Genomic DNA, 19785 nt, shown 5'->3' with positions numbered 1-19785 from the left:
AATGACTAATGTCTGGCGTTCAATAAGGGTTACCGTCGTATTCGCGGTTATATTAGGTTTGATCTATCCGCTTATTATCGGACTGATCGGCAATGTTCTGTTCCCCTATCAGGCACAGGGAAGTATGGAAAAGTATAACGGAAAAATTGTTGGTTCCCAATTAATTGCCCAATCGTTCACCAGCCCAGGCTATTTTCATTCAAGACCGTCGGCGGTAGACTATGCGGCTAATGGTTCGGCCGGGTCGAATCTTGGGCCAACCAATCCGGCTCTGATCAAAGAAATCAGCACTAATATCGCGCTTGTGAAGAAACAGAACGGCACGCTGGCGAATGCGTCGATACCGGCGGATATGGTTGAAACTTCCGGCTCCGGGCTTGATCCGGACATCTCGCTTGCCAATGCCCGTTTGCAAATCCCGCGTGTGGCTAAGGCGACCGGATTGAGTGCATCGTATCTGCAGGATCTCGTGACACGTGAGACTGAGAATCGGTTTCTTGGGACTTTTGGCGATCCGTACGTGAATGTGCTGAATCTGAACCTGGCTTTGCAGAGTAAGATGGGCCGGTAAGGGTAGGATTCCTTTGCTTCATGGAAGTTGTTCGGGGATCTGATTCTTTTCCGCAGTATTTCTGTCTGATCCTCCGGAATAGCTGAGGAGTGAGTGCATGTGACGAAAAATCCGGAACATCCGGATGAGAAGGAATTAGAAGAAAATCATTCGGTTAAGAGAAAAGGAAAGTTAAAAATCATTGTCGGGGCGGCCCCTGGATCAGGGAAAACCTACAAGCTGCTGAAAGAGGCTAATGATCTCTTGCGGAAGGGCACGGATATTGTCATCGGTTTTGTAGAGGTACACCACCGGCCGGAGACGGTGGAACAAATGGGTGACCTCGAAATCATTCCGCGCAAGAATGTGTTGTATCAGGACAGGACATTTGAAGAGATGGATGTCGATGCCATTATTGAACGTCAGCCGGCTGCCGTTGTGGTCGATGAACTGGCTCATACGAATCTGGAGGGTTCCAGATTTTCCAAACGGTACATGGATGTCGACTATATTCTGGAACAGGGCATTGACGTACTGACGACCGTGAATGTGCAGCATCTCGAAGGAACATATCGCGAAGCGGAAAAAATTACAGGTGTCCGAGTCCGCGAAATCGTGCCCCAGTCTTTTATCGAAAGCGCCGATGAAATTGAAGTGGTCGATGTACCGCCGGAGACGCTGCGGCAAAGGATGAGAGACGGAAATATTTTTCACGCAGGCACGATTCATCAGGCGCTGGATCACTTCTTCAGAAAAGAAAATCTGTCCGCGCTGCGTGAGCTAACACTGCGTATTGTCGCCGACACGGTCGACACTCAGTTCCAAAAATCGTTTGAGCGCCGGAGCATACCGGGACCGGTCGGAGCCAAAGAAATCATTCTTGTTTGCACCAGTTTTCTGGCACGTTCGGCGATCCTGATCCGAAAAGGTTACCGGATGGCCCGGAGAATGAAGGCCGATCTGTTCATTCTGACCATATTGGAAATGCCTGAAAACGATCTGTCTGACAAAAGTAAAGACCGGATTAACAAACTCAGAAGCCTGGGGGATTTCTGCCATGCCAAATATCTTGTCGAGCAGCGCGGTGACCGGGCACTCGGCAAGGTGGTTATGGATGTCACCGGACAACTGGGTGTGACACAGATTGTTGTCGGCCAGACGCATTCGCCGCGGTACTGGGCCTTCTGGAATTCCAATCTCGTTCGGTACTTATTGCTGAATATGAAATACGCCGATCTTCATATCATGGGCTGGAAAGACGGGAGCCGGCCCTATTCGTTAACGGACACGGACCTCCGGAATCGCCATTCCGGACGTTCGCCTGATCCGAATACCCTCCGGGGCCGGCTGACAATTTATGTGGGTTCGGCACCGGGCGTCGGAAAGACCTATAAAATGCTTCAGGATGCTAATGACCGGCTGTCGAAAGGCACGGATGTTGTCATCGGGTTTATTGAGACGCATGGAAGAAAAGGAACAGCCAACCAGATCGGCCGTCTGGAGACGATCCCGCAGCGGGTGGTGCACTATAACGGACGCCGGTACGGGGAACTGGATGTGGCACAAATCACGCAGCGTCATCCGCAAATGGTCCTGATCGATGAACTGGCGCATACAAATGTACCCGGCAGCGAAAGGGAGAAGCGGTTTCAGGATATCCTGTATATTCTGGAACAGGGGATTGATGTGGTGACAGCCGTCAATATTCAACATCTCGAAAGTCTCCGCGACACGGTGGAACATATTACCGGCATTAAAGTCAAAGAGCGTATTCCGGACTGGTTTATGGACCAGGCAGAGGAAATAAAGCTGATTGATGTCACACCGGAAATGCTTCAGTTGCGTCTTGCGCAGGGCAAGGTGTATTCGAAAGATAAGATTGAACACGCAATGAATCACTTTTTCCGGTTGGGAAATTTATCGGTCCTTCGGGAACTGGCTCTGTTCGAGGTCGCGGACAATGTGGATCAAAGCCTGGAACGGCAGCGCATTATCGGGGACCCCCCGCGGATTCTGACGTGCGTCAACTATCGTCCACATTCTGAGAAATTAATCCGGAGAGGTTGGCGTATTGCCGACCGGTACCATGCGGATCTGTATGTACTCACGGTTGTATCGGATGGACCTTTGTGTGAACGGGAAAGAAGAGATCTGGAGACGATGAAGAAGCTCAGCGAACAGCTTCAGGCTACATTTCTCAGGAAGGAAGCGCCTGAAAATCGGGTAGGGGAGCTGATCGCGAAAACAGCAGGAGAACTGCACGCGGAACAAATTGTCGTTGGTCAACCGCTTCCCGCTCAGCATTTCTTCGATAAGTTCAGGCGCAACCCGGTGATTTATGTCCTGATGCACGCGGAGTTTGTCAATCTGCATGTCGTAGCCAATTCAAGAGGTGAGTATCACGAAGAGAACGGGTGAACCTCTTTATTACGGCACGGGTCGGAACTATCTGGATATTTTTTCATTGCACTATCGGTGTTTTGGCGCTGCATGGACCGTCGAAGAAGAAAGCCTGGTCATTCTGAACTATGTCTTTGCGGATGATGAGAAAATGGCAAGAGAAAAAGTAGGTGGCGGTGGAAAATCTGCCCGGCGGGATGATGCCCGATTGATGGGAATCTATACATCCATTCGAAATGTTCAAAAGAATGAGGACTGGAACAAGCGGTCGAGGCTTCATCTCTTTGGAATCCGGAAATCACCGTGGAAAAAGGTGAAGCCCGGCTGGTATATCGTCCGCTCAAGAAAACACTATCCGTTTTATATATCCGCTGTTCACGTTAAATTATTTTCCACTTGGATTATTCACACGGCTGTGTGTGAAAATCAAAACGATGTTTCCAATTTTATTCAAAGAGTAAACCGGACCCATCATATTAAACTCGTTGAGAGTCTTTTCAAAGATCAGTGAAAATGATAGTATGGATTAACGATCTAAAGGGTTGACAAAGGACAAATTATTGAAAACATCAGGCAACTGATGTTTCTTCTTTTTTATAGAATTTCATAAAGGATGGAGAGCTTCTTATGAACAGAGGTGACATACGGTGAAAATGGCCAAAGAAGAACGACGTCTGGAAAGCGAAGGGTTCTGTAAAGATACGGTTGAAAGAAAAACGAAGGACCAAAGTACGGCCATGGGAAAATTGATGGTCTGCGTCAGCGGAAGTCCGTTCTCCAGAGAATTGATCCGGTCAGCGCGGCAGATGGCCGATGATTTGAATATAAAATGGATGGCATTGTACGTGGATACACCCAGAAGGGCTCCGATGACCATGGGTGAGCGCATGGAAATTTCCAGAAATATGCGAGCCGCTGAAAACCTGGGTGCCGAAACATTTATCATCCCGGGTACTCATGTATCTGATGAAATTATATCTTTTGCGTGGGAACACAATGTCCGGCATATCGTCATCGGGAAGCCGAACTATTCGAGAATGATGGAATGGGTGAACCCCTCTGTTGTCGATCAGGTCATCCGGAAAGGGGAGAACATCACCTTTCATGTTATCCCGGGGCGAAGGGAAATTCGGACGAACAAAATCAATTATATCTTTCCGGAGCATTCCGTTAAATGGGCACCTTACCTGATTTTAACCGGAATGATTATCATGCTGACTTTGCTGCTGAAGCTTACAGGGATGGCGAATGACCTGGTCAATGTTGCTCTTTTATTTTTAATGCCGGTTCTGTTCGGCGCATCACGCTGGGGTATGGGACCGGGATTTTATGCTTCATTGATGAGCATTCTTTCTTTTGATTTTTTCTTCGTCCCGCCTATTCAGAGTTTTACAGTCGCCGATCTGCGCTATATTCTTTCATTTGCCGTATTTTTAATCGTTGCGATGCTGACAGCAAGTTTGTCGTCAAAATTAAGAAATCAGTTGAAAGAAGCCCAGGAAAATGAAAAAATTACGCTGACTCTCTATACACTGAGCCGCGAAATGACCGTCGTGGATGAATTGAACGCTACGCTTACTCGAATCGTTTTGCAGATAGCAGACAAGATTGGTTTTCAGGCGGCGATTTATTTACCGGATAAAGACGGTGAATTGGAGGTAGCCGCATGTTCTAATGACGCTGACCGGGAACAAGTGAAAGTAGGTGGGTTCATTGCCAAATGGGTGTATCGCCATGGTGAAATGGCCGGCCATGGTACCCAAACGCTGAATGAATCGCCCGGTTTATTCTTACCTCTGCGTACAGAGGATTTGATTCACGGTGTTCTGGCCATTTATTATGGCAAGCTTCGTATTCCTGATTCACTGGAACACAAAAAACTGGTTGAAGCGATCGCGGGACTTGTCGCGGCGGCCGTGGCGCGTATGAAACTTCAGGAAGAAGCTAAGAAAGCGCAACTGGCAGCGGAATCGGAAAAACTGCGGAATGTGCTTCTGGATTCCATTTCTCACGAATTGAGGACACCTCTTTCAGCCATCATCGGTTCGGTCACGGCTCTGACCGATCAGGATGACGTTTTTACTTCAGAGGACAGAAAGGTGCTGCTTGGAACGATACGCCAGGGTGCTGCGAGAATGAATCGGTTGATCACCAATCTGCTCGGAATGGTGCGTCTGGAAAGTGGTATGTTACGCTTAAAACGGCACTGGTGCGATCTTGAAGACATCATAGGGGTTTCAATCAGGCAAATTGAAGATTCTCTGGAAAATCATGAGCTGAATGTTGAAATGGACGAATCACTTCCGCCTGTTCAGGTCGATGAACTCCTGATTGAACAGATGCTGGTCAATATTCTGAGCAATGCGGTCAAATACTCCGCCGATAAGACCCGGATTACACTGTCCACCTATCAGAAAGATGATCATGTTGAAATCAGTGTTAAAGACCAGGGAATCGGCGTTCCATTAAATGAACTGGATCATATTTTTGATAAATTTTACCGTCTGAAATCGGATGCGCGTGTGCCTGGAACCGGACTCGGGTTAGCCATTGCAAAAGGGATCATTAAGGCCCATGGCGGAAATATCCGGGCGGCACAGAATCAGAATCAGGGAATCACCGTTGTCGTCAGCTTTCCTGTGGGAGAATGAATGCAAAGCGAGACGGGTGGATGCACATGGGAGATGTTAACTGTTGACGGCCAATTCAGGATCAAGATTATTAATCATTGACGACGAAGCACAGATTCGCAAACTATTGAGCGTTGCCCTTCACGCCCATCATTTTGAAACTTTGGAGGCATCAAACGGCGGGGAAGGCATTCTCATGGCTTCGACAGACCATCCGGATCTTATCGTACTGGATCTGGGGCTGCCGGATGGATCGGGAATTAACGTATTAAAAACGATTCGCGAATGGTCGCAAGTTCCAGTGATTATTCTGACAGTCAAAGAACGTGAAGAGGATAAAATCCTCGCTCTGGAAAGCGGAGCCGACGATTACGTGACTAAGCCATTCGGCATGGGGGAATTAATCGCCCGCATCAGGGTTGCTCTGAGGCACACGGCGAAAACAGAAGCAAGACCTGTCCTTGATTTCGGTCGCCTCGTGATCGACCTGTCACGCCGGATGGTCCTGGTCGACGGCAAGCCGGTCAAATTCACTCCGACAGAATATGAGCTGCTCAGGTTGCTCGCTACTCATGCTGGACGAGTCATGACACACCGACAGCTGCTTAAGCAGGTTTGGGGCGGACAAATGATCAATACCGACAGTAATTATCTTCGTGTCTATATCGGGCATATACGCAAGAAAATAGAAAAAAATCCGACAAAGCCCAAAGTGATCATTACAGAGCCGGGAGTCGGCTATCGGTTTGTAGAATGACGTGCAGCGGGAAACCGTTCAGATGGCGCTTAATCCTTCTCGGTCGCGGCATTCAAAAAGAGAAGGAGCGCAGTAATAAGATGCATGATCATGCCGACAACTGGAATGACACCGATAATACTTGTAACGATTCCCATAACGCTGCCATAGTATTTTTTCTGATCCTGAATCGAAAAAATTAGCGTCACAATATGTAAAGCAAGGGTGAAAAGAAGAGGTGTCCAAAGCATTCCGAGAATAATCGTTCCTCCAAGAATCGGGAACCCGAGCAATGCCTCCAAACCACCGCTGACCCATTTCAAGATACGACTGGTCTTCATGTGACAAGCCTTCTTTCTTGTTCAGTTAGATGATATCCAACATTAATATATATTATATTGAGATGTAAATTTTATCAAATAGATACAGGGTATAGAAAATTCATTTTACCAAAAAATATATTTTCGTGCCATAGATTGATTGAGAAAGAAGGAGTACATCGAGAATCAAGATAATGGCCGGGATGAAGAAGCGTTCCAAATTGTGAAGGATGAGTTTTAGTTGAAAGCTTGAGCAGGGCATTTTTTAACCGGCTTTAGCCGGAACAGCGGCTTTAAGCAGCAACAACCAACCTCTGTACTTTAGTGCAGGGTGTTGTTCAGAAATATTATTAATAAAGCGATAAAAGTACCCTTTATTTGTACATATGAGGATTTTTATCGTTTTTTTAGTAAGTTTCAACTTTACATAATGTATGGGTAAATACCCTTGTTTATTTCAATAATCATAAAGACAGTGCTACTGATTTTTAAATCAGTAGCTATAAAATCGTTCAGGTTATGGTGTAAATGATTTAAAATGAACTGTAGCCGAAAGCTTTGAAGCATTATTGGTAATCAATAATCGAAAAAGGATGTGATAAATTGAATAGACCAGTGGAAATCAAGAAGTATTCTCCTGAATGGGCAAAGGAATATGAAAAAGAGAAGGAGAAATTACTAAATTTATTGGATAATAACATCATTTCTATTGAACACATCGGAAGTACATCGGTAAAAGGATTAGATGCGAAACCTATACTGGATATAATGGTTGGGGTCAAAGATTTATATGAAGTGGATAATTTTATTGAGCCTTTAAAGAGTCTTGGCTATGAATTTGTCTTTCATCAAGCATTTCCTCAGCGTCGTTTTTTTAGAAAAGGTGCATGGAGAGTGGGAACACATCATCTTCATTTCTACAAGTATGGAAGCGAAAACTGGAATAATCAACTGCTATTTAGAAATTATTTACAAAGTCATCTCGAAACACGGATTAAATATGGTTTATTAAAGAAAAAATTAGCTGAACAATATCATTTCGATAGACCAGCATATACTAAAGCAAAATCCGTATTTATCCGAGAAGTTATAGAATCAGCAAAAGAAAACAGTTCTGATAAATAATTTCTATTCAAGCTTCTATACGCAGCTCGTCTTTACTGCAACCAATTTATTGAGTGAAGACTAAGTCAAGACAAACAATGAGGAGAGATTTATTAAAGTGAAGACAAATATCAAGAAGTGCACACTTACAGATTTACATATGATTCAAAAAATAGGTTACGAAACATATAATGAGACATTTCAGTCTTTTAACACACCTGAAAATATGGAAACATACTTGGAGAAAGCATTTAATTTAGAACAGTTAAAAAAGGAATTATCAAATGTTTATTCAGATTTCTTTCTTGTATATTTAAATGAAGAACTCGCTGGCTATTTGAAGGTTAATGTTAATGAAGCGCAAACGGATAATATTGGTTCCGAGGCACTTGAAATTGAGAGAATTTATATAAGGAATAAGTTTCAAAGACAAGGACTTGGAAAATTTCTTATACATAAAGGAATAGAATTAGCAAAAGAACAGAATAAGAAGCAAGTTTGGTTAGGTGTATGGGAAAAAAATGAGAGGGCAATCAAATTTTATACGAAAATGGGTTTTTTAAAAAATGGAGCTCACGCCTTTTATATGGGAGATGAAAAACAAACTGATTTTATTATGGTTAAAACGCTTATATAATTGTAGTTCTTGTTAGCTAAAAGGTGCCCGAATCTAGAAAAATACCTTTCCACTACATTACACAGAGAAATCTAACAAGTAGAAGTTGCTAAAAAAAACGATAACCATTGCACAGTTCGACCCTACTGCGCAACAAACCCTTTTTCAGGAAAGAACTTTATTGTCATAAGTCAGCTGAAACCATGCAAAAAGCGCTCCCCTATTGTGGGGCGCTTTTTATCTATCAACCAGTTGGAACAGACCGACACAATTTTGCGCGGCGGAGTCCAGAACTAGTGAAGAGCGGCGGAAGATGTGAGATCGAGAGCTTGGAGTAGTGTATTATTCGTATAAGTGGAACATCTGCAACACATACAATTACAATTGATTTCAGATATTCTGATCTAAAAAGCACATTTTCATCCATCATGAATGAAAATTAAAATGTACATAAAAAAGTTATTTTTTAGGAGAATAATTTTATGAACCCAGATGAGCAAGACAAAAAACAATCAGACGAGTATAAAACATTCAATGAATAATCTGTCGGCTTCTATTAATCGTTGGTGATTTTAAAACATTAGCAAATGGCGTTTGTCTTACAAACATTATTACTTTGGCCGTAATTATAATTGTTGTCGGTGGAGGATTTACTTATTCTTTCTCAATGTACTCGTTAAACTCCAATACATTAATCCCCCCAGACAACCAACCAGTGGGGCTTTTTTTATGTTAAGCCCGTGGTGTGAGGAAGGCTAAAGTATTTTTGCTCTCAAGCACTCACCGAGATAGCATCTCGTGCCTTGCGTTTCTCTAAATAAGCACCTTATCGTTTTGTTTCTCGGCGTAGACTTGGGGATTGACCTCTGGGAAATGACAATCTGAAAAATGCTCAGTAAAAATGTCACTATACGGTACAGGATACCTCCCACTCTCATAATTTTGGAAGAGAAGAGAAATATTTTGCTTGCCAGATTACAATAGTAAATTAGCCATTTTGTACACTCGGCAATACCACTGGGTCTGCTCCTGCTGCCTTGAATCCATTGCCTTTTTCTGTTTTGAATCATTCTGTACCGACAGCCCCTGGAGAAACAACAGTTACACATACATTAATTTAGCTGCGGCTTCTTTCTGAGGTAATGCTTCGCATATCAACTATCATCAACACTTATACATAATTATCGTGACCTTGACGATAACGCTCAAGTTTATGATCCAGATGAGCAATTTGTTCTTGTTTATCGGCGATTTCAGCAAGAACCTTTTGCTTTTGGTGCTCTATAATCTTGATTCGCTCGGGGATGGTTTCTTCGCCGGCATCTATCAGTTTGCGATAATGTTGAATATCTTTGATACTCATGCCAGTTTTCCGTAAGTACTTCACAAAGGTGAGCCATTTAAGTGTCTCTTCATCAAACAAACGATTGTTATTATCATCACGAGTTGTCGCCTCAAGGATTCCTTTTTCCTCATAAAAGCGAATTGTGCCAATGGAAATGCCGCTTTCCTTAGCGAGTAGTCCAATTAATAGCAAATGTATTCTCCTTTTTTGGAATTTAGGGGTTTCCCTACAGTAACTGTAGGGGTATAGGATAAATTATATCACAAACAGAACAGATAACTTGGATATGTGGAGGGTTTTTATGGTAAAAACAAAAATGTTGTCAATGCGCCGGGTATGGCTAACATTGACTGCCGTTGCACTATTTTCATTTATGGCCACAATTGATGGGTCAATCGTTAATATTGCACTGCCAACTATGTCTAAAGAGTTGAATATCCCAATGAATCAAGCCACATGGGCGGTTTCGATTTATTTGATTGTTATCTCTGGACTTTTGACTTTTTTCGGTCGCCTGGGTGATCAAGCGGGGAAAATTAAGGTGTTTCGCATCGGAATGTATATCTTCACCATCGGGTCGTTTCTGGCTGGCATTAATCTTGGTTTGTGGTTTTTATTATTCGCGCGTATTATCCAAGCTTTGGGTGGCGCGATGATTATGAGTAATGGATTTGGCATTATTACAGCAACCGCGCCAGCTAATATGCGTGCGCGTGCGATGTCACTTAATTCAGTATTCGTGTCATTAGGAATGATTGCTGGGCCTGGCGTTGGTGGATTGATTTTGGAACGGCTTGAGTGGTCGTACATCTTCTGGATTAATGTTCCGGTAGGAATTATTGCTATCGTTATTGGTTCGCTCGTCTTTCCAAAGTCAACGGCACGCAGTGAAGCTGTTCAGTTTGATTGGTCGGGTATTGTGACGCTCTTCTTCACAATTAGCATCTTCTTCCTCGCTGTTAATATAGGCCAGGAGCAAGGGTTCACGACATTACTACCAGTTACATTGTTTGTAGTGTCTGTAATCTTGTTTATCGCTTTTATCCGCCAAGAGTTGCGTGTGGATGACCCACTGTTGAATTTGACGATTTTCAGGTCGTCACTGTTTACGATTAGTTTGGTTGCAGTATTCTTGGTTTTCACCAGCAGCTACTTCATTGACGTGTTGATGCCATTCTATTTTGAAAACTTGCGTGGGATTAGTTCAGGTATGGCTGGTATTTATTTAATGATTTGGCCAGTGACCATGTTGATTGGTGCGCCCATTTCAGGTTACTTGGCGGATCAATTTGATCAAGAATACGTGACGTTGTTTGGTTTGACGATTCTTGGTGCATCATTTTTTGGTTGGCGTATTGTTGATGTGCAGACATCATTTGTAGTTATGGTTATCTTGTTGATGATGGGCGGATTTGGGATGGCCTTCTTCCAAACACCGAATAACGCCTTGATTATGTCTAATGCACCAAACTCAATGCTTGGTGTAGCCGGTGCATTGAGTTCTCTGGCACGAAATCTTGGGTTGATCATGGGGACGAGTTTAGTCACCACTGCACTTTATGCAGCAATGAGCCACAAGTTGGGACACAGTATTACGAATTATCCAACTGGTAATGGTAACGTGTTTGTTTATGGTATGTATGTCGCATTCACATCAGCGATTTTCTTGGTTATTGTGGCATGGCTGATTACGGTTTATCGTGTTTGGATGCGTTTGCGTAAAAGTAACAGAATCTGGTGCAAATCTCGAAAAACGAGCTGAAAGCTCCTAACTGATTCGTTACCTCTCAACTAACTGGCTTAGTTCATTGAATTCATTGCAGACTGAGAAGCCGAAGAGTGATTAATCTCTTCGGCTTCTTTTACGTAATTGGTACCCAACTTCAATCAAATAAAATGGCCGAGCCTAGAAGAAGTTGAAGATTGGATTGAAGCACTAAAATCAGAGAGATTGTTAAGCCTATAACATTGCAAAGAGAAATTTATTGAAACGTTCAATAGTGATGTTGGGAAGAAAAATGGAATAGAGGATTTAATCAGGGTATGTAAACAGCGATTGAAATTATTGCTGAAGCACACCCGGATGTGGTTGATTGATTTAAGGTGGGCGATACGGATGATTGACTAAAAAAATAGCATTGGCCCCGCCATCGCCAATACCGATGATGGCCACTTGTGCCATCCTCTCTGGTGTCCACTTTATCAGACTGATATTAAGGGCAGATTAAAATGTATCAAAAATCCGATTAAAAAATGGGGTGTGAAAGATGATTGAATTCACAATCTACGGTGAACCGATCGATCAAGGGCGGCCGCGATTTTCAACAGTTGGCGGATTTTCCCGGGTCGTGAATCCACCGGACAGCAGGGGGTACAAGAAGTATGTCAAATTGTTGGCTAGCCAGAACCGGCCCCAATGACGAACGATGAACATGCCGAACTGCTTGCGGCTCTGATTGATCATCCGGGTCCCGTCATCACATCCGGATAAATGATATGGTAAATAATCCAGAAGGCAACAGGTGTAAGAATTGCCCATGAATATTGACCGTTTGGAGTAAAAATCATAAAAAAACGCAAGAAGGAGAAAAGGTATAGCAAGCCATGAATATAATTTCCAATTCATTAATTGCATCCCCTTAATAAAAAACTCGGATCGTTCCGAAAGTTGGGTTACCAAGCAAATACAAAAAAGCCGACGAAAAGAATAATGACCAAAACAGGGTAGATTAGAATATTCAACAATTTAGGTTCTTTGTATGCGTCAATAATTGATTCAATCGTAAATATAGAAAAAACTATTGATTTAATCACATAATTTCTAGAAAAAGCGAGCAATAAGAGACAAATAACATTTATGATAGTGGCATATTTAGAATTCAAAGTAGCCTCCACTCCTTATAAAAAAGCTCGGATCTCTCCGAGCCAACTCAATAGGTTAATTTTACCACGGGAGGGAATCCGATGCGATTAAAAAAAATAGATGTAGATCCGCGCCCAATGCGGTTAAATATTGATATGATTGGAAATAAGGAACCTTTTGCCGTTGTGATGTGTGACGGGCAAGCAAGGATGACGGAACTTCCGGAACACGGGGAAACGGCCATCGTACCAGGGCAAGGTGAGGTGAAGCGCGTGAAATGGGACGAGGGAAGGGTTTTGAACAATTATTTACCGATTAAATTAGTTGATTCAGGAGGTTTTTACATTGGCATTTATTTCTTCGATTCATATAGCATATGGAGATAACCCGTCACAATTCGGAATATTGCGTGTACCCGAATCGTCTGAGTATTGTCCCGTTGTTGTTACGATACACGGAGGATTTTGGAAATCAAAATATGGGCTTGGAGAAATTGATCCACTTGATGAAGATTTAGTTCGCCGTGGTTACGCTACGTGGAATATCGAGTATCGCCGTGTCGGAGAAGATGGAGGAGGTTGGGCAGGGACATTTCATGATGTAGTAGATGCTGTTAATCACTTGTCCCAGCTCGAGGAACATTTTCCGCTTGATCTTTCTCGTGTGGTCATTCTTGGGCATTCAGCGGGTGGACATTTGGCCCTCTGGTTGGCGTCCCGAACAAGCAAAATTCGGACGGATGAGCTGGGTAGTCCTCTGCTGATACCTATACAGGGTGTAATAAGCTTGGCAGGGGTTTCGGATTTGCAGAAAATGTGGAACATTCATGTTGAAAAAGGGATTAGTAGTCCCGTAGCATCATTTATTGGTGGAACACCGCAAGAAGTGCCTGATCGTTATCGCTTAGCTTCGCCTATTGAATTGTTGCCTTTGGACATTGAGCAAATTTTAGTTCATGGTGATCTTGACTGCGATGTTCCAGTCGAGTTGAGTGTTGAGTATCATCGCAGGGCTATTGAACTAGGGGATAAAGTCAGTTTGGTAGTGCTTCCAGAGATGGAACACTTTAAGATTATCGATCCGTCGTCATCGGCATGGGATTCAGTGACCGATTCACTGGAAACTTTATTATGGCGTAAAAGTCGCTCCCGTCCTTGAACCTGCTGAGTTAGATACTAAATAGTAATCTCTCTTGAAAAAAGAAATTAATTGATTCGCCGAGTTGATGATTCTACTTCAAATCAGTATTTCTGGTGCGCGTTCTACTACGAAACTTTATCAGAATTAATTGGGGAGAAATTAGAGAACATGAAACTTACGCATAGCTGCATAATTACCAATAGAGTAAATGAATTATGCGATTTTTATAAATTAGTATTACAAATCCAACCACAAATTTTTGGGAAAGATTATGTCGAGTTTCCAACTGATGGTGGTATCCTTTCTTTCTTTAGTTTTGATGCTCAGGAAAAGTATGCTGCCGGGACAACAAAGCCAGCATTCAATAAAAGTTTGGAACTTGAATTTAACGTAGACAATGTGGAGGAAGAATATGAGCGTGTTAAAAAGCTCAATGTTGAAATTGCTAAACCTTTAACTACGCAAGAATGGAGCAATCGCTCATTTTATTTCAAAGATCCCGATGGAAACTAATCAATTTCTATACACGGACAAGGCGATAATGTTTTTCGCAGTCCATCTTAACTGCGTAGCAGAAGAGGTTCTTGATTTTAAAGCGGTAAATACTTCTTTATTGTATAAGAGGTGTTTGCCGCTCTTTAGTATTTTGCAAGTTTAGATAATATATGGGTCAGGGCTTACGCATTTAAAAAATGAGGAATATTATTCCTAAAAACGGTAAAATGTGAAGAAAAGACCGTTTTAGGAGACATGTACTCATGACGAAACATTTGATCGACCACCGACATACCTGATCCACGCAGCGGGAATCATCTGCGACATAATCTGATTGATATCCTGACCATCGCCCTGACTGCGACGATTTGCGCCATTGATTCGTTCACTGACATGGAGGAGTTCGGCTACGCCCGTAAAGAGTGGTTTGAAAGTTTCCTTGAGCTACCGAATGGCATCCCTTCTCATGACACTTTTGCCCGGGTCTTTTCTCTGCTCGATCCTGAGACTGTTGAACGTTGCTTCATGAATTGGACAGCCGACGTCTATACGCTCACCGAGGGCGAAATCGTGGCCATTGACGGGAAAACGTTGCGCGGTTCCCATCATCGTGCGGCTAACAAGCGAGCGATTCATACCTTATGCGCATGGGCAACCGAACAAAAGGCGGTACTAGCCCGGCGAAAAGTGGAGGGAAAAACGAATGAAATCACCGTTATTCCCGAGCTGCTTGACCTGCTGAAGCTCAAAGGCTGTATCGTCACGATCGATGCGATGGGCTGCCAGAAAGACATTGCCGCCAAGATCAGGGAGAAAGAAGCGGATTATGTGCTGGCTCTGAAAGGCAACCAGTCCACGCTCCATGAAGACGTCCGACTGTATCTGGAAGACGCACAGAAAAATGCGTTTAAGGATGTCCCGCACAGCTTCTATAAACAGGTCGAAAAAGGTCATGGTCGTGTCGATGTCCGCCGTTACTGGACGACCGACGCCATTGATTTTTTGGATCAAAAAGAGGAATGGAAAGGACTTAAAAGTGTCGGTGTGGTTGAGTCTGAACGGCAGACTGGTGATCAGGTCAGCGTGGAACGCCGGTTCTATCTATCCTCACTTTCCAGCGATGCGAAAACATTCGCTAAAGCCGTGCGCCAGCACTGGCAGATCGAAAATGGACTTCATCACGTGCTTGATGTCACGTTCCGAGAGGACGAGCAGCGCATGCGTCTGAAAAATAGTGCGCAGAATATGGCTCTGCTGCGCCGATGCGTGGTCAATTTACTGAAGCAGGAGACAACGAGTAAGCGGAGTATTCGAGGAAAGCGGTTAAAAGCAGGTTTTGATTTTCCCTATTTAAAAACGGTGCTTGCGCTGGCTTATCGCCTCTCGGATCGTTCATAATTCATTTGTTGCACTCATTGTAGCACGCGATCAATCAGAATTTCTAATGCGTTTGCCCTGATATATGGGTAAATATCCCTGTTTATTTCTATAATGATTTATTCGCCAAAAAATTTGCCGTTTTTTTATATAGCAACTGCTAGCTTGCTGTAAACAATATAACTTTATTTGTTCTGATAGATCCGAGATTCCTTATGAATCATATGAGTTACCTCGTCAATTAACACCTGACTACTAAATTAATCTGTCTCTTCAAGAATAGCTGTTGCTGTTTCTTCTGTCGTGATTAGAACGTTCATATAGTGGCCTCTTAAAGCACCAATAATTCCAGGAACCTTTTCTACAGATTCGGCAACACCGATCGCGTATCTTGCTTTCCTAAGTTTATCAAGTTGTATCGATATTGTTCGATCGGATAAATGTGTCTGAATGATCGCTCCATTTATATCGTAAAATCGAGAACAGATATCTCCGGCAACTCCCTCTGATTTCAGTTTTGTGATCGCCTTATCCCCATAAAAGGCATGCCACGTCGAATTTTCAGCGATCTGCAATGAACCCACACCAAATACTGCAATACTGATGTGATCCCACATATTATCAATTTCTTTGTAGTAATGGGTCTCCAAAATATCATTTTTCATAGATGTTTTCTCAACAATGGCTGGGAAATCAATCAGCAATGATTTTCCCCTAAATTTCTGAGCCACACCATAGCAAATCGTATTGACGTGGTATTGGCTCTCCAGTTTTCCCGATGGCCCTCCTACTATAGGGACGCAAGATACATTATTCTTTACGGCAGAAGGGGCTAGTGCTTCGACGACGGAAGCCAAAGTGCTTCCCCATGATAAACCGATTACATCATTATCTTCAACAACTTGTTCTAAAAATTTTGCGCATGCCTGGCCAATCGCGGTCAGCCTGACACGCTTTTGCTGTTCACTGTTTACGGGAACAACGCTTACATACTTCAGATTAAACCTGTTTCTCAGTTTTTGGGCTAATGAAACATTATTCAGATCGTAATTGATAATAATTTTTACAATGCCATCTTCCCGAATTTTCTTTAGAATTCGGCTGATGGATGTCCGGTTGATTCCCGTCCTTTGCGCGATCTGGTTTTGCGTCATGTTCTGATCATAGTACATCTGAGCGATGTTTATATAAAGTTTTTTCATTTCAATACTATCCATTTTGCGCCTCGAGGAAGTTTGCACATTTGACCGTTAAATGATTATTAGTGCAAGTTTATTTTGCCTTAATTATATATTGATTTTATAATGTTGTAAATTTGGAGCACGTTTGTGAGCTTAATTCACAAATATGCAACAATTTATAAGTTGACGCCCAATGAAAGCGTTTTATAATATAAATGAAATGAGTAACACAAATGGTCTCTATAATCACAAATGTTCAATGCTGTTGGCTAAAAGCATGTTACTAAGCTTCTGGTTGAACGCATTGTCATAAATTTCACGATAATATTGGAGGTAATTTAAGATGAGTAAATGGCTTGGACTTGATGATCAGACAGTAATTGTAACAGGAGGTTCTTCAGGAATCGGAAAAGCGGTTGTTGAATCCTTACTTGAAAATAATGCGAATGTGGTGCTGGCAGATTTGCAAGAACCGCCGCATGATTTGGTTGCAAAGGCAAAAGACAATCAGCTGCTGTTTGTCCAGACGAATGTCGCAAAGCGGGAAAGTGTTGCAAACACAGTTAAGGAAGTAATCAGCAAGTTTGGAAAGATTGATGTGCTTGTGAATAACGCCGGTATTAATTTACCGCGATTGTTGGTGGATGAGAAAGAAGAGAACAGCAGTTTCGAATTGAGCGATGAAACGCTTGATAGAATGATTAGCATTAATCAAAAAGGTGTTTTTCTCTTTTCCCAGCTTGCCGGACGAGAAATGGTGAAGGCTAGAAAAGGCGTTATTATTAACATGGTTTCAGAAAGTGGTCTCGAAGGATCCGAAGGGCAAAGCGGCTATGCGGCAACAAAAGCAGCCATCTACAGTTTCACAAGATCGTGGGCGAAAGAGCTGGGCAAGTTCGGTATTCGAGTTGTTGGCGTTGCGCCAGGCATTCTTGAAAAAACAGGATTGCGTACACCTGCCTATGAAGAGGCTCTTGCGTATACAAGAGGGATCACTGTCCAGCAACTGCGTGAAGGGTATACAAACAAATCGATTCCACTCAGACGTGACGGTAAGCTATCGGAAGTCGCAGATCTAGTACTCTATTTGAGTTCCCACCGTGCGAACTACGTCACTGGTACAACTTACAATATCGCTGGTGGCAAGTCGAGAGGATAAATTGAAGAACAGAATTCTTCGGGACGGCATTAATAAACGGAATCATTATTGAATCCGGTTCTTTTCTGAAAACTAATCCTGATGCATTGACAGAACGATTTGAAAGAAGGAAAGGAAAATGTATTCAATCATTGTTTGTGCGCATGGTGATTTGGCTGAATCCTTTAAAAGATCGATCGAAATGATTTTTGGCAAGGTTGAGAACCTCTTCCCGATTCGTTTTGTTCAGGGAGAGAACCCCGACGATATCAAAAAGAAGATCACTGAAACAATTGATAAGAATGATTTAAAAAGTATATTGATTCTCACTGATCTCTTTTGTGGAAGCCCCTATAATGCATCGGCTTCTCTGGCTTTTGAGAATAGCAATATTGAAGTGATCTGTGGAGTGAATCTGCCGATCTGTCTGGAGGCTGTATCAAATCAGAATATGAAGAACCTGACGGAGATCGTGTCGTATATCAAGCAGATTGCTCCCGAAACTGTTAAATCGTTCAGAGATGTGTTGAACAAACAGGACGAGGAGGGATTGATATGATTATCAATTTTGCAAGAATTGATGACCGGCTGATACATGGGCAAGTTGCGACTGTTTGGGCGAAGAAAGCCAACGCGAAACGCATTATCATCTGCAGTGATGAAGTGGCAAATGATAATGTACGCAAAATGTTGCTGAAACAAGCTGCTCCGCCGGGAATGAAAGTCAATATCTGTGAGGTGGATAAGGCTGTCAAGGTCTACAAAAACCCAATTTATCAGGATGAAACGGTTTTCTTCCTTTTTATCAATCCAACGGATGTCCTTCGGATGGTGAAGCAGGGTGTACCGATTAAATCCATTAACATCGGTGGCATGGCATTCAGGGTGGGGAAGAAACAAATTACCAAAGCAGTTTCAGTAAATGCCGAAGACGTTAAAGCTTTTGATGAACTCAATAACTTGGGAATTAATCTGGATCTTCGAGTGGTCGACAGTGATAATCCGATTGATTTAATGAAGAAGTTGAAAGAGATAACTTTTGAGATAAATAACAATTAAAGAAAAGCAGGTGATAAATGATGGAAATTCAAGCTTTTCAAATTGTACTAATTTTTGTCTTTTCATGTATTGCCGGTATGGGAAGCGTTTTGGATGAATTCCAAACACATCGGCCGTTAGTCGCATGTACCGTTATTGGTTTGATACTGGGGGATATACAGACAGGGATTATACTTGGAGGAACATTGGAGCTGATTGCATTAGGCTGGATGAATATCGGTGCTGCCCAGTCTCCTGATTCTGCTCTGGCAAGTATTATTTCTGCAATTCTGGTCATTGTTGGTAAACAAGATATTCAGGCAGGTATAGCAATTGCTTTGCCAGTAGCAGCCGCAGGACAGGTACTCACTGTGTTTGCCCGGACAATTACCGTGTTTTTCCAACATGCAGCTGATCGCGCGGCGAAGCAGGTTAATTTTCATCTTATCGATATCTTGCATTTATCGGCACTACTCATTCAAGCACTTCGAGTCGCCATACCCGCACTGTTGGTAACCATTTTCATGAATGCCGGTAGTGTGCAGTCCCTGTTGCACTCGATACCACCGGTTGTCACTGGCGGACTGAATGTCGCGGGAGGATTCATTGTTACTGTCGGATATGCAATGGTACTGAATATGATGGGGGCAAAGTACCTTATGCCCTTCTTATTTCTCGGATTCTTGCTAGCATCCTATCTGAACTTCAGCCTGCTTGCTTTTGGTGCTATCGGATTGATCATCGCGATTGTCTATATCCAACTGAATCCGACTTACCTTGAAAATAAACGTGATTCCAATTCCAACACGAATTCGTCAGTGCCACTTGCTGATGACATGCTTGATGATTGAG

Annotated in this window: 20 protein-coding genes; 17 read left to right on the top strand and 3 right to left on the bottom strand. The window is 42.9% G+C overall.

Features of this window, described 5'->3' with window-relative positions; all coding sequences use genetic code 11:
* Window position 1 precedes the first annotated feature (1 nt).
* From kdpC to COP04_RS13390, 5 genes are all read left to right on the top strand, one after another.
* Window positions 2-571: a potassium-transporting ATPase subunit KdpC gene (kdpC, locus tag COP04_RS13410; protein ID WP_100488485.1), complete on the top strand. Its 570-nt coding sequence runs from the start codon at window positions 2-4 to the stop codon at window positions 569-571.
* Between the two features lie 99 nt (window positions 572-670).
* The gene (locus COP04_RS13405; RefSeq protein ID WP_239984868.1) at window positions 671-2968 is read left to right on the top strand and encodes a histidine kinase; all 2298 of its coding nucleotides are present in this window, start codon (window positions 671-673) and stop codon (window positions 2966-2968) included.
* Window positions 2969-3014: 46 nt separating this feature from the next.
* Entirely contained in the window at window positions 3015-3461 is a 447-nt protein-coding gene (locus tag COP04_RS13400) for a hypothetical protein (RefSeq protein ID WP_162297105.1), read from the top strand.
* A gap of 142 nt (window positions 3462-3603) precedes the next feature.
* The gene (locus COP04_RS13395) at window positions 3604-5601 is read left to right on the top strand and encodes a DUF4118 domain-containing protein (RefSeq protein ID WP_239984995.1); all 1998 of its coding nucleotides are present in this window, start codon (window positions 3604-3606) and stop codon (window positions 5599-5601) included.
* A 40-nt stretch (window positions 5602-5641) separates the two neighbouring features.
* A complete protein-coding gene (locus COP04_RS13390) occupies window positions 5642-6337 on the top strand; it encodes a response regulator (protein ID WP_420852794.1) in 696 nt (231 codons plus the stop codon).
* 29 nt (window positions 6338-6366) lie between these two features.
* Here the strand turns inward: COP04_RS13390 and COP04_RS13385 are convergent, their stop codons facing one another.
* The gene (locus COP04_RS13385; RefSeq protein ID WP_100488481.1) at window positions 6367-6657 is read right to left on the bottom strand and encodes a hypothetical protein; all 291 of its coding nucleotides are present in this window, start codon (window positions 6655-6657) and stop codon (window positions 6367-6369) included.
* A 582-nt stretch (window positions 6658-7239) separates the two neighbouring features.
* On the opposite strand from COP04_RS13385, the gene COP04_RS13380 reads away from it, so the two are divergent.
* Window positions 7240-7761, top strand: a complete 522-nt coding sequence (locus tag COP04_RS13380; protein ID WP_100488480.1) for a GrpB family protein — start codon at window positions 7240-7242, stop codon at window positions 7759-7761.
* Between the two features lie 97 nt (window positions 7762-7858).
* Window positions 7859-8377, top strand: a complete 519-nt coding sequence (paiA, locus tag COP04_RS13375) for a spermidine/spermine N(1)-acetyltransferase (protein ID WP_100488479.1) — start codon at window positions 7859-7861, stop codon at window positions 8375-8377.
* 1150 nt (window positions 8378-9527) lie between these two features.
* On the opposite strand, the gene COP04_RS13370 is transcribed toward paiA, so the two are convergent.
* Entirely contained in the window at window positions 9528-9893 is a 366-nt protein-coding gene (locus tag COP04_RS13370) for a MerR family transcriptional regulator (protein WP_100488478.1), read from the bottom strand.
* Window positions 9894-10002: 109 nt separating this feature from the next.
* Between COP04_RS13370 and COP04_RS13365 the strand changes: the two genes are divergently transcribed.
* From COP04_RS13365 to COP04_RS13335, 6 genes are all read left to right on the top strand, one after another.
* Entirely contained in the window at window positions 10003-11463 is a 1461-nt protein-coding gene (locus COP04_RS13365) for an MFS transporter (RefSeq protein WP_193437418.1), read from the top strand.
* Window positions 11464-11968: 505 nt separating this feature from the next.
* Window positions 11969-12121, top strand: coding sequence for a RusA family crossover junction endodeoxyribonuclease (locus COP04_RS19660; RefSeq protein WP_157800304.1), 153 nt, complete (start codon window positions 11969-11971; stop codon window positions 12119-12121).
* A 544-nt stretch (window positions 12122-12665) separates the two neighbouring features.
* Window positions 12666-12950: an XtrA/YqaO family protein gene (locus COP04_RS13350; RefSeq protein ID WP_162297104.1), complete on the top strand. Its 285-nt coding sequence runs from the start codon at window positions 12666-12668 to the stop codon at window positions 12948-12950.
* On the top strand, window positions 12910-13722 hold the full coding sequence (locus COP04_RS13345; protein ID WP_239984867.1) for an alpha/beta hydrolase family protein: 813 nt from the start codon (window positions 12910-12912) through the stop codon (window positions 13720-13722). Before COP04_RS13350 ends, COP04_RS13345 begins: the two co-directional genes overlap by 41 nt.
* A gap of 150 nt (window positions 13723-13872) precedes the next feature.
* The gene (locus COP04_RS13340) at window positions 13873-14217 is read left to right on the top strand and encodes a VOC family protein (protein ID WP_100488474.1); all 345 of its coding nucleotides are present in this window, start codon (window positions 13873-13875) and stop codon (window positions 14215-14217) included.
* A 273-nt stretch (window positions 14218-14490) separates the two neighbouring features.
* Window positions 14491-15597 (top strand): ISAs1 family transposase, encoded by a 1107-nt coding sequence (locus COP04_RS13335; RefSeq protein ID WP_338062867.1) that lies wholly within the window; start codon window positions 14491-14493, stop codon window positions 15595-15597.
* Window positions 15598-15836: 239 nt separating this feature from the next.
* Here the strand turns inward: COP04_RS13335 and COP04_RS13330 are convergent, their stop codons facing one another.
* The gene (locus COP04_RS13330; RefSeq protein ID WP_100488473.1) at window positions 15837-16793 is read right to left on the bottom strand and encodes a sugar-binding transcriptional regulator; all 957 of its coding nucleotides are present in this window, start codon (window positions 16791-16793) and stop codon (window positions 15837-15839) included.
* A 307-nt stretch (window positions 16794-17100) separates the two neighbouring features.
* On the opposite strand from COP04_RS13330, the gene COP04_RS13325 reads away from it, so the two are divergent.
* From COP04_RS13325 to COP04_RS13310, 4 genes are all read left to right on the top strand, one after another.
* Window positions 17101-17916 carry an SDR family oxidoreductase gene (locus tag COP04_RS13325; protein ID WP_100488472.1) on the top strand — a complete coding sequence of 272 codons (816 nt, stop codon included), beginning with the start codon at window positions 17101-17103 and terminating at the stop codon, window positions 17914-17916.
* A gap of 118 nt (window positions 17917-18034) precedes the next feature.
* Window positions 18035-18454 carry a PTS sugar transporter subunit IIA gene (locus tag COP04_RS13320; protein ID WP_100488471.1) on the top strand — a complete coding sequence of 140 codons (420 nt, stop codon included), beginning with the start codon at window positions 18035-18037 and terminating at the stop codon, window positions 18452-18454.
* Entirely contained in the window at window positions 18451-18954 is a 504-nt protein-coding gene (locus COP04_RS13315) for a mannose/fructose/sorbose PTS transporter subunit IIB (protein ID WP_100488470.1), read from the top strand. The genes COP04_RS13320 and COP04_RS13315 overlap by 4 nt, the downstream gene beginning before the upstream one ends.
* 26 nt (window positions 18955-18980) lie before the next feature.
* Entirely contained in the window at window positions 18981-19784 is an 804-nt protein-coding gene (locus COP04_RS13310) for a PTS mannose/fructose/sorbose transporter subunit IIC (protein ID WP_275656887.1), read from the top strand.
* Window position 19785 lies beyond the last annotated feature (1 nt).

The sequence above is a fragment of the Sporolactobacillus pectinivorans genome (genome assembly GCF_002802965.1).
GTDB classification, from domain to species: Bacteria; Bacillota; Bacilli; order Bacillales; family Sporolactobacillaceae; genus Sporolactobacillus; species Sporolactobacillus pectinivorans.
This window is presented reverse-complemented; position numbering and strand designations above follow the sequence as displayed.

Excerpts from the sequence above, each read along its gene's own strand:
- COP04_RS13330 (WP_100488473.1), bottom strand. The coding sequence starts at position 16,793 with ATGGATAGTATTGAAATGAAAAAACTTTATATAAACATCGCTCAGATG.
- COP04_RS13325 (WP_100488472.1), top strand. The coding sequence starts at position 17,101 with ATGAGTAAATGGCTTGGACTTGATGATCAGACAGTAATTGTAACAGGA.
- COP04_RS13395 (WP_239984995.1), top strand. The coding sequence starts at position 3,604 with ATGGCCAAAGAAGAACGACGTCTGGAAAGCGAAGGGTTCTGTAAAGAT.
- COP04_RS13385 (WP_100488481.1), bottom strand. The coding sequence starts at position 6,657 with ATGAAGACCAGTCGTATCTTGAAATGGGTCAGCGGTGGTTTGGAGGCA.
- COP04_RS13340 (WP_100488474.1), top strand. The coding sequence starts at position 13,873 with ATGAAACTTACGCATAGCTGCATAATTACCAATAGAGTAAATGAATTA.
- COP04_RS13320 (WP_100488471.1), top strand. The coding sequence starts at position 18,035 with ATGTATTCAATCATTGTTTGTGCGCATGGTGATTTGGCTGAATCCTTT.
- COP04_RS13365 (WP_193437418.1), top strand. The coding sequence starts at position 10,003 with ATGGTAAAAACAAAAATGTTGTCAATGCGCCGGGTATGGCTAACATTG.
- COP04_RS13350 (WP_162297104.1), top strand. The coding sequence starts at position 12,666 with ATGCGATTAAAAAAAATAGATGTAGATCCGCGCCCAATGCGGTTAAAT.
- COP04_RS13315 (WP_100488470.1), top strand. The coding sequence starts at position 18,451 with ATGATTATCAATTTTGCAAGAATTGATGACCGGCTGATACATGGGCAA.
- kdpC (WP_100488485.1), top strand. The coding sequence starts at position 2 with ATGACTAATGTCTGGCGTTCAATAAGGGTTACCGTCGTATTCGCGGTT.
- COP04_RS19660 (WP_157800304.1), top strand. The coding sequence starts at position 11,969 with ATGATTGAATTCACAATCTACGGTGAACCGATCGATCAAGGGCGGCCG.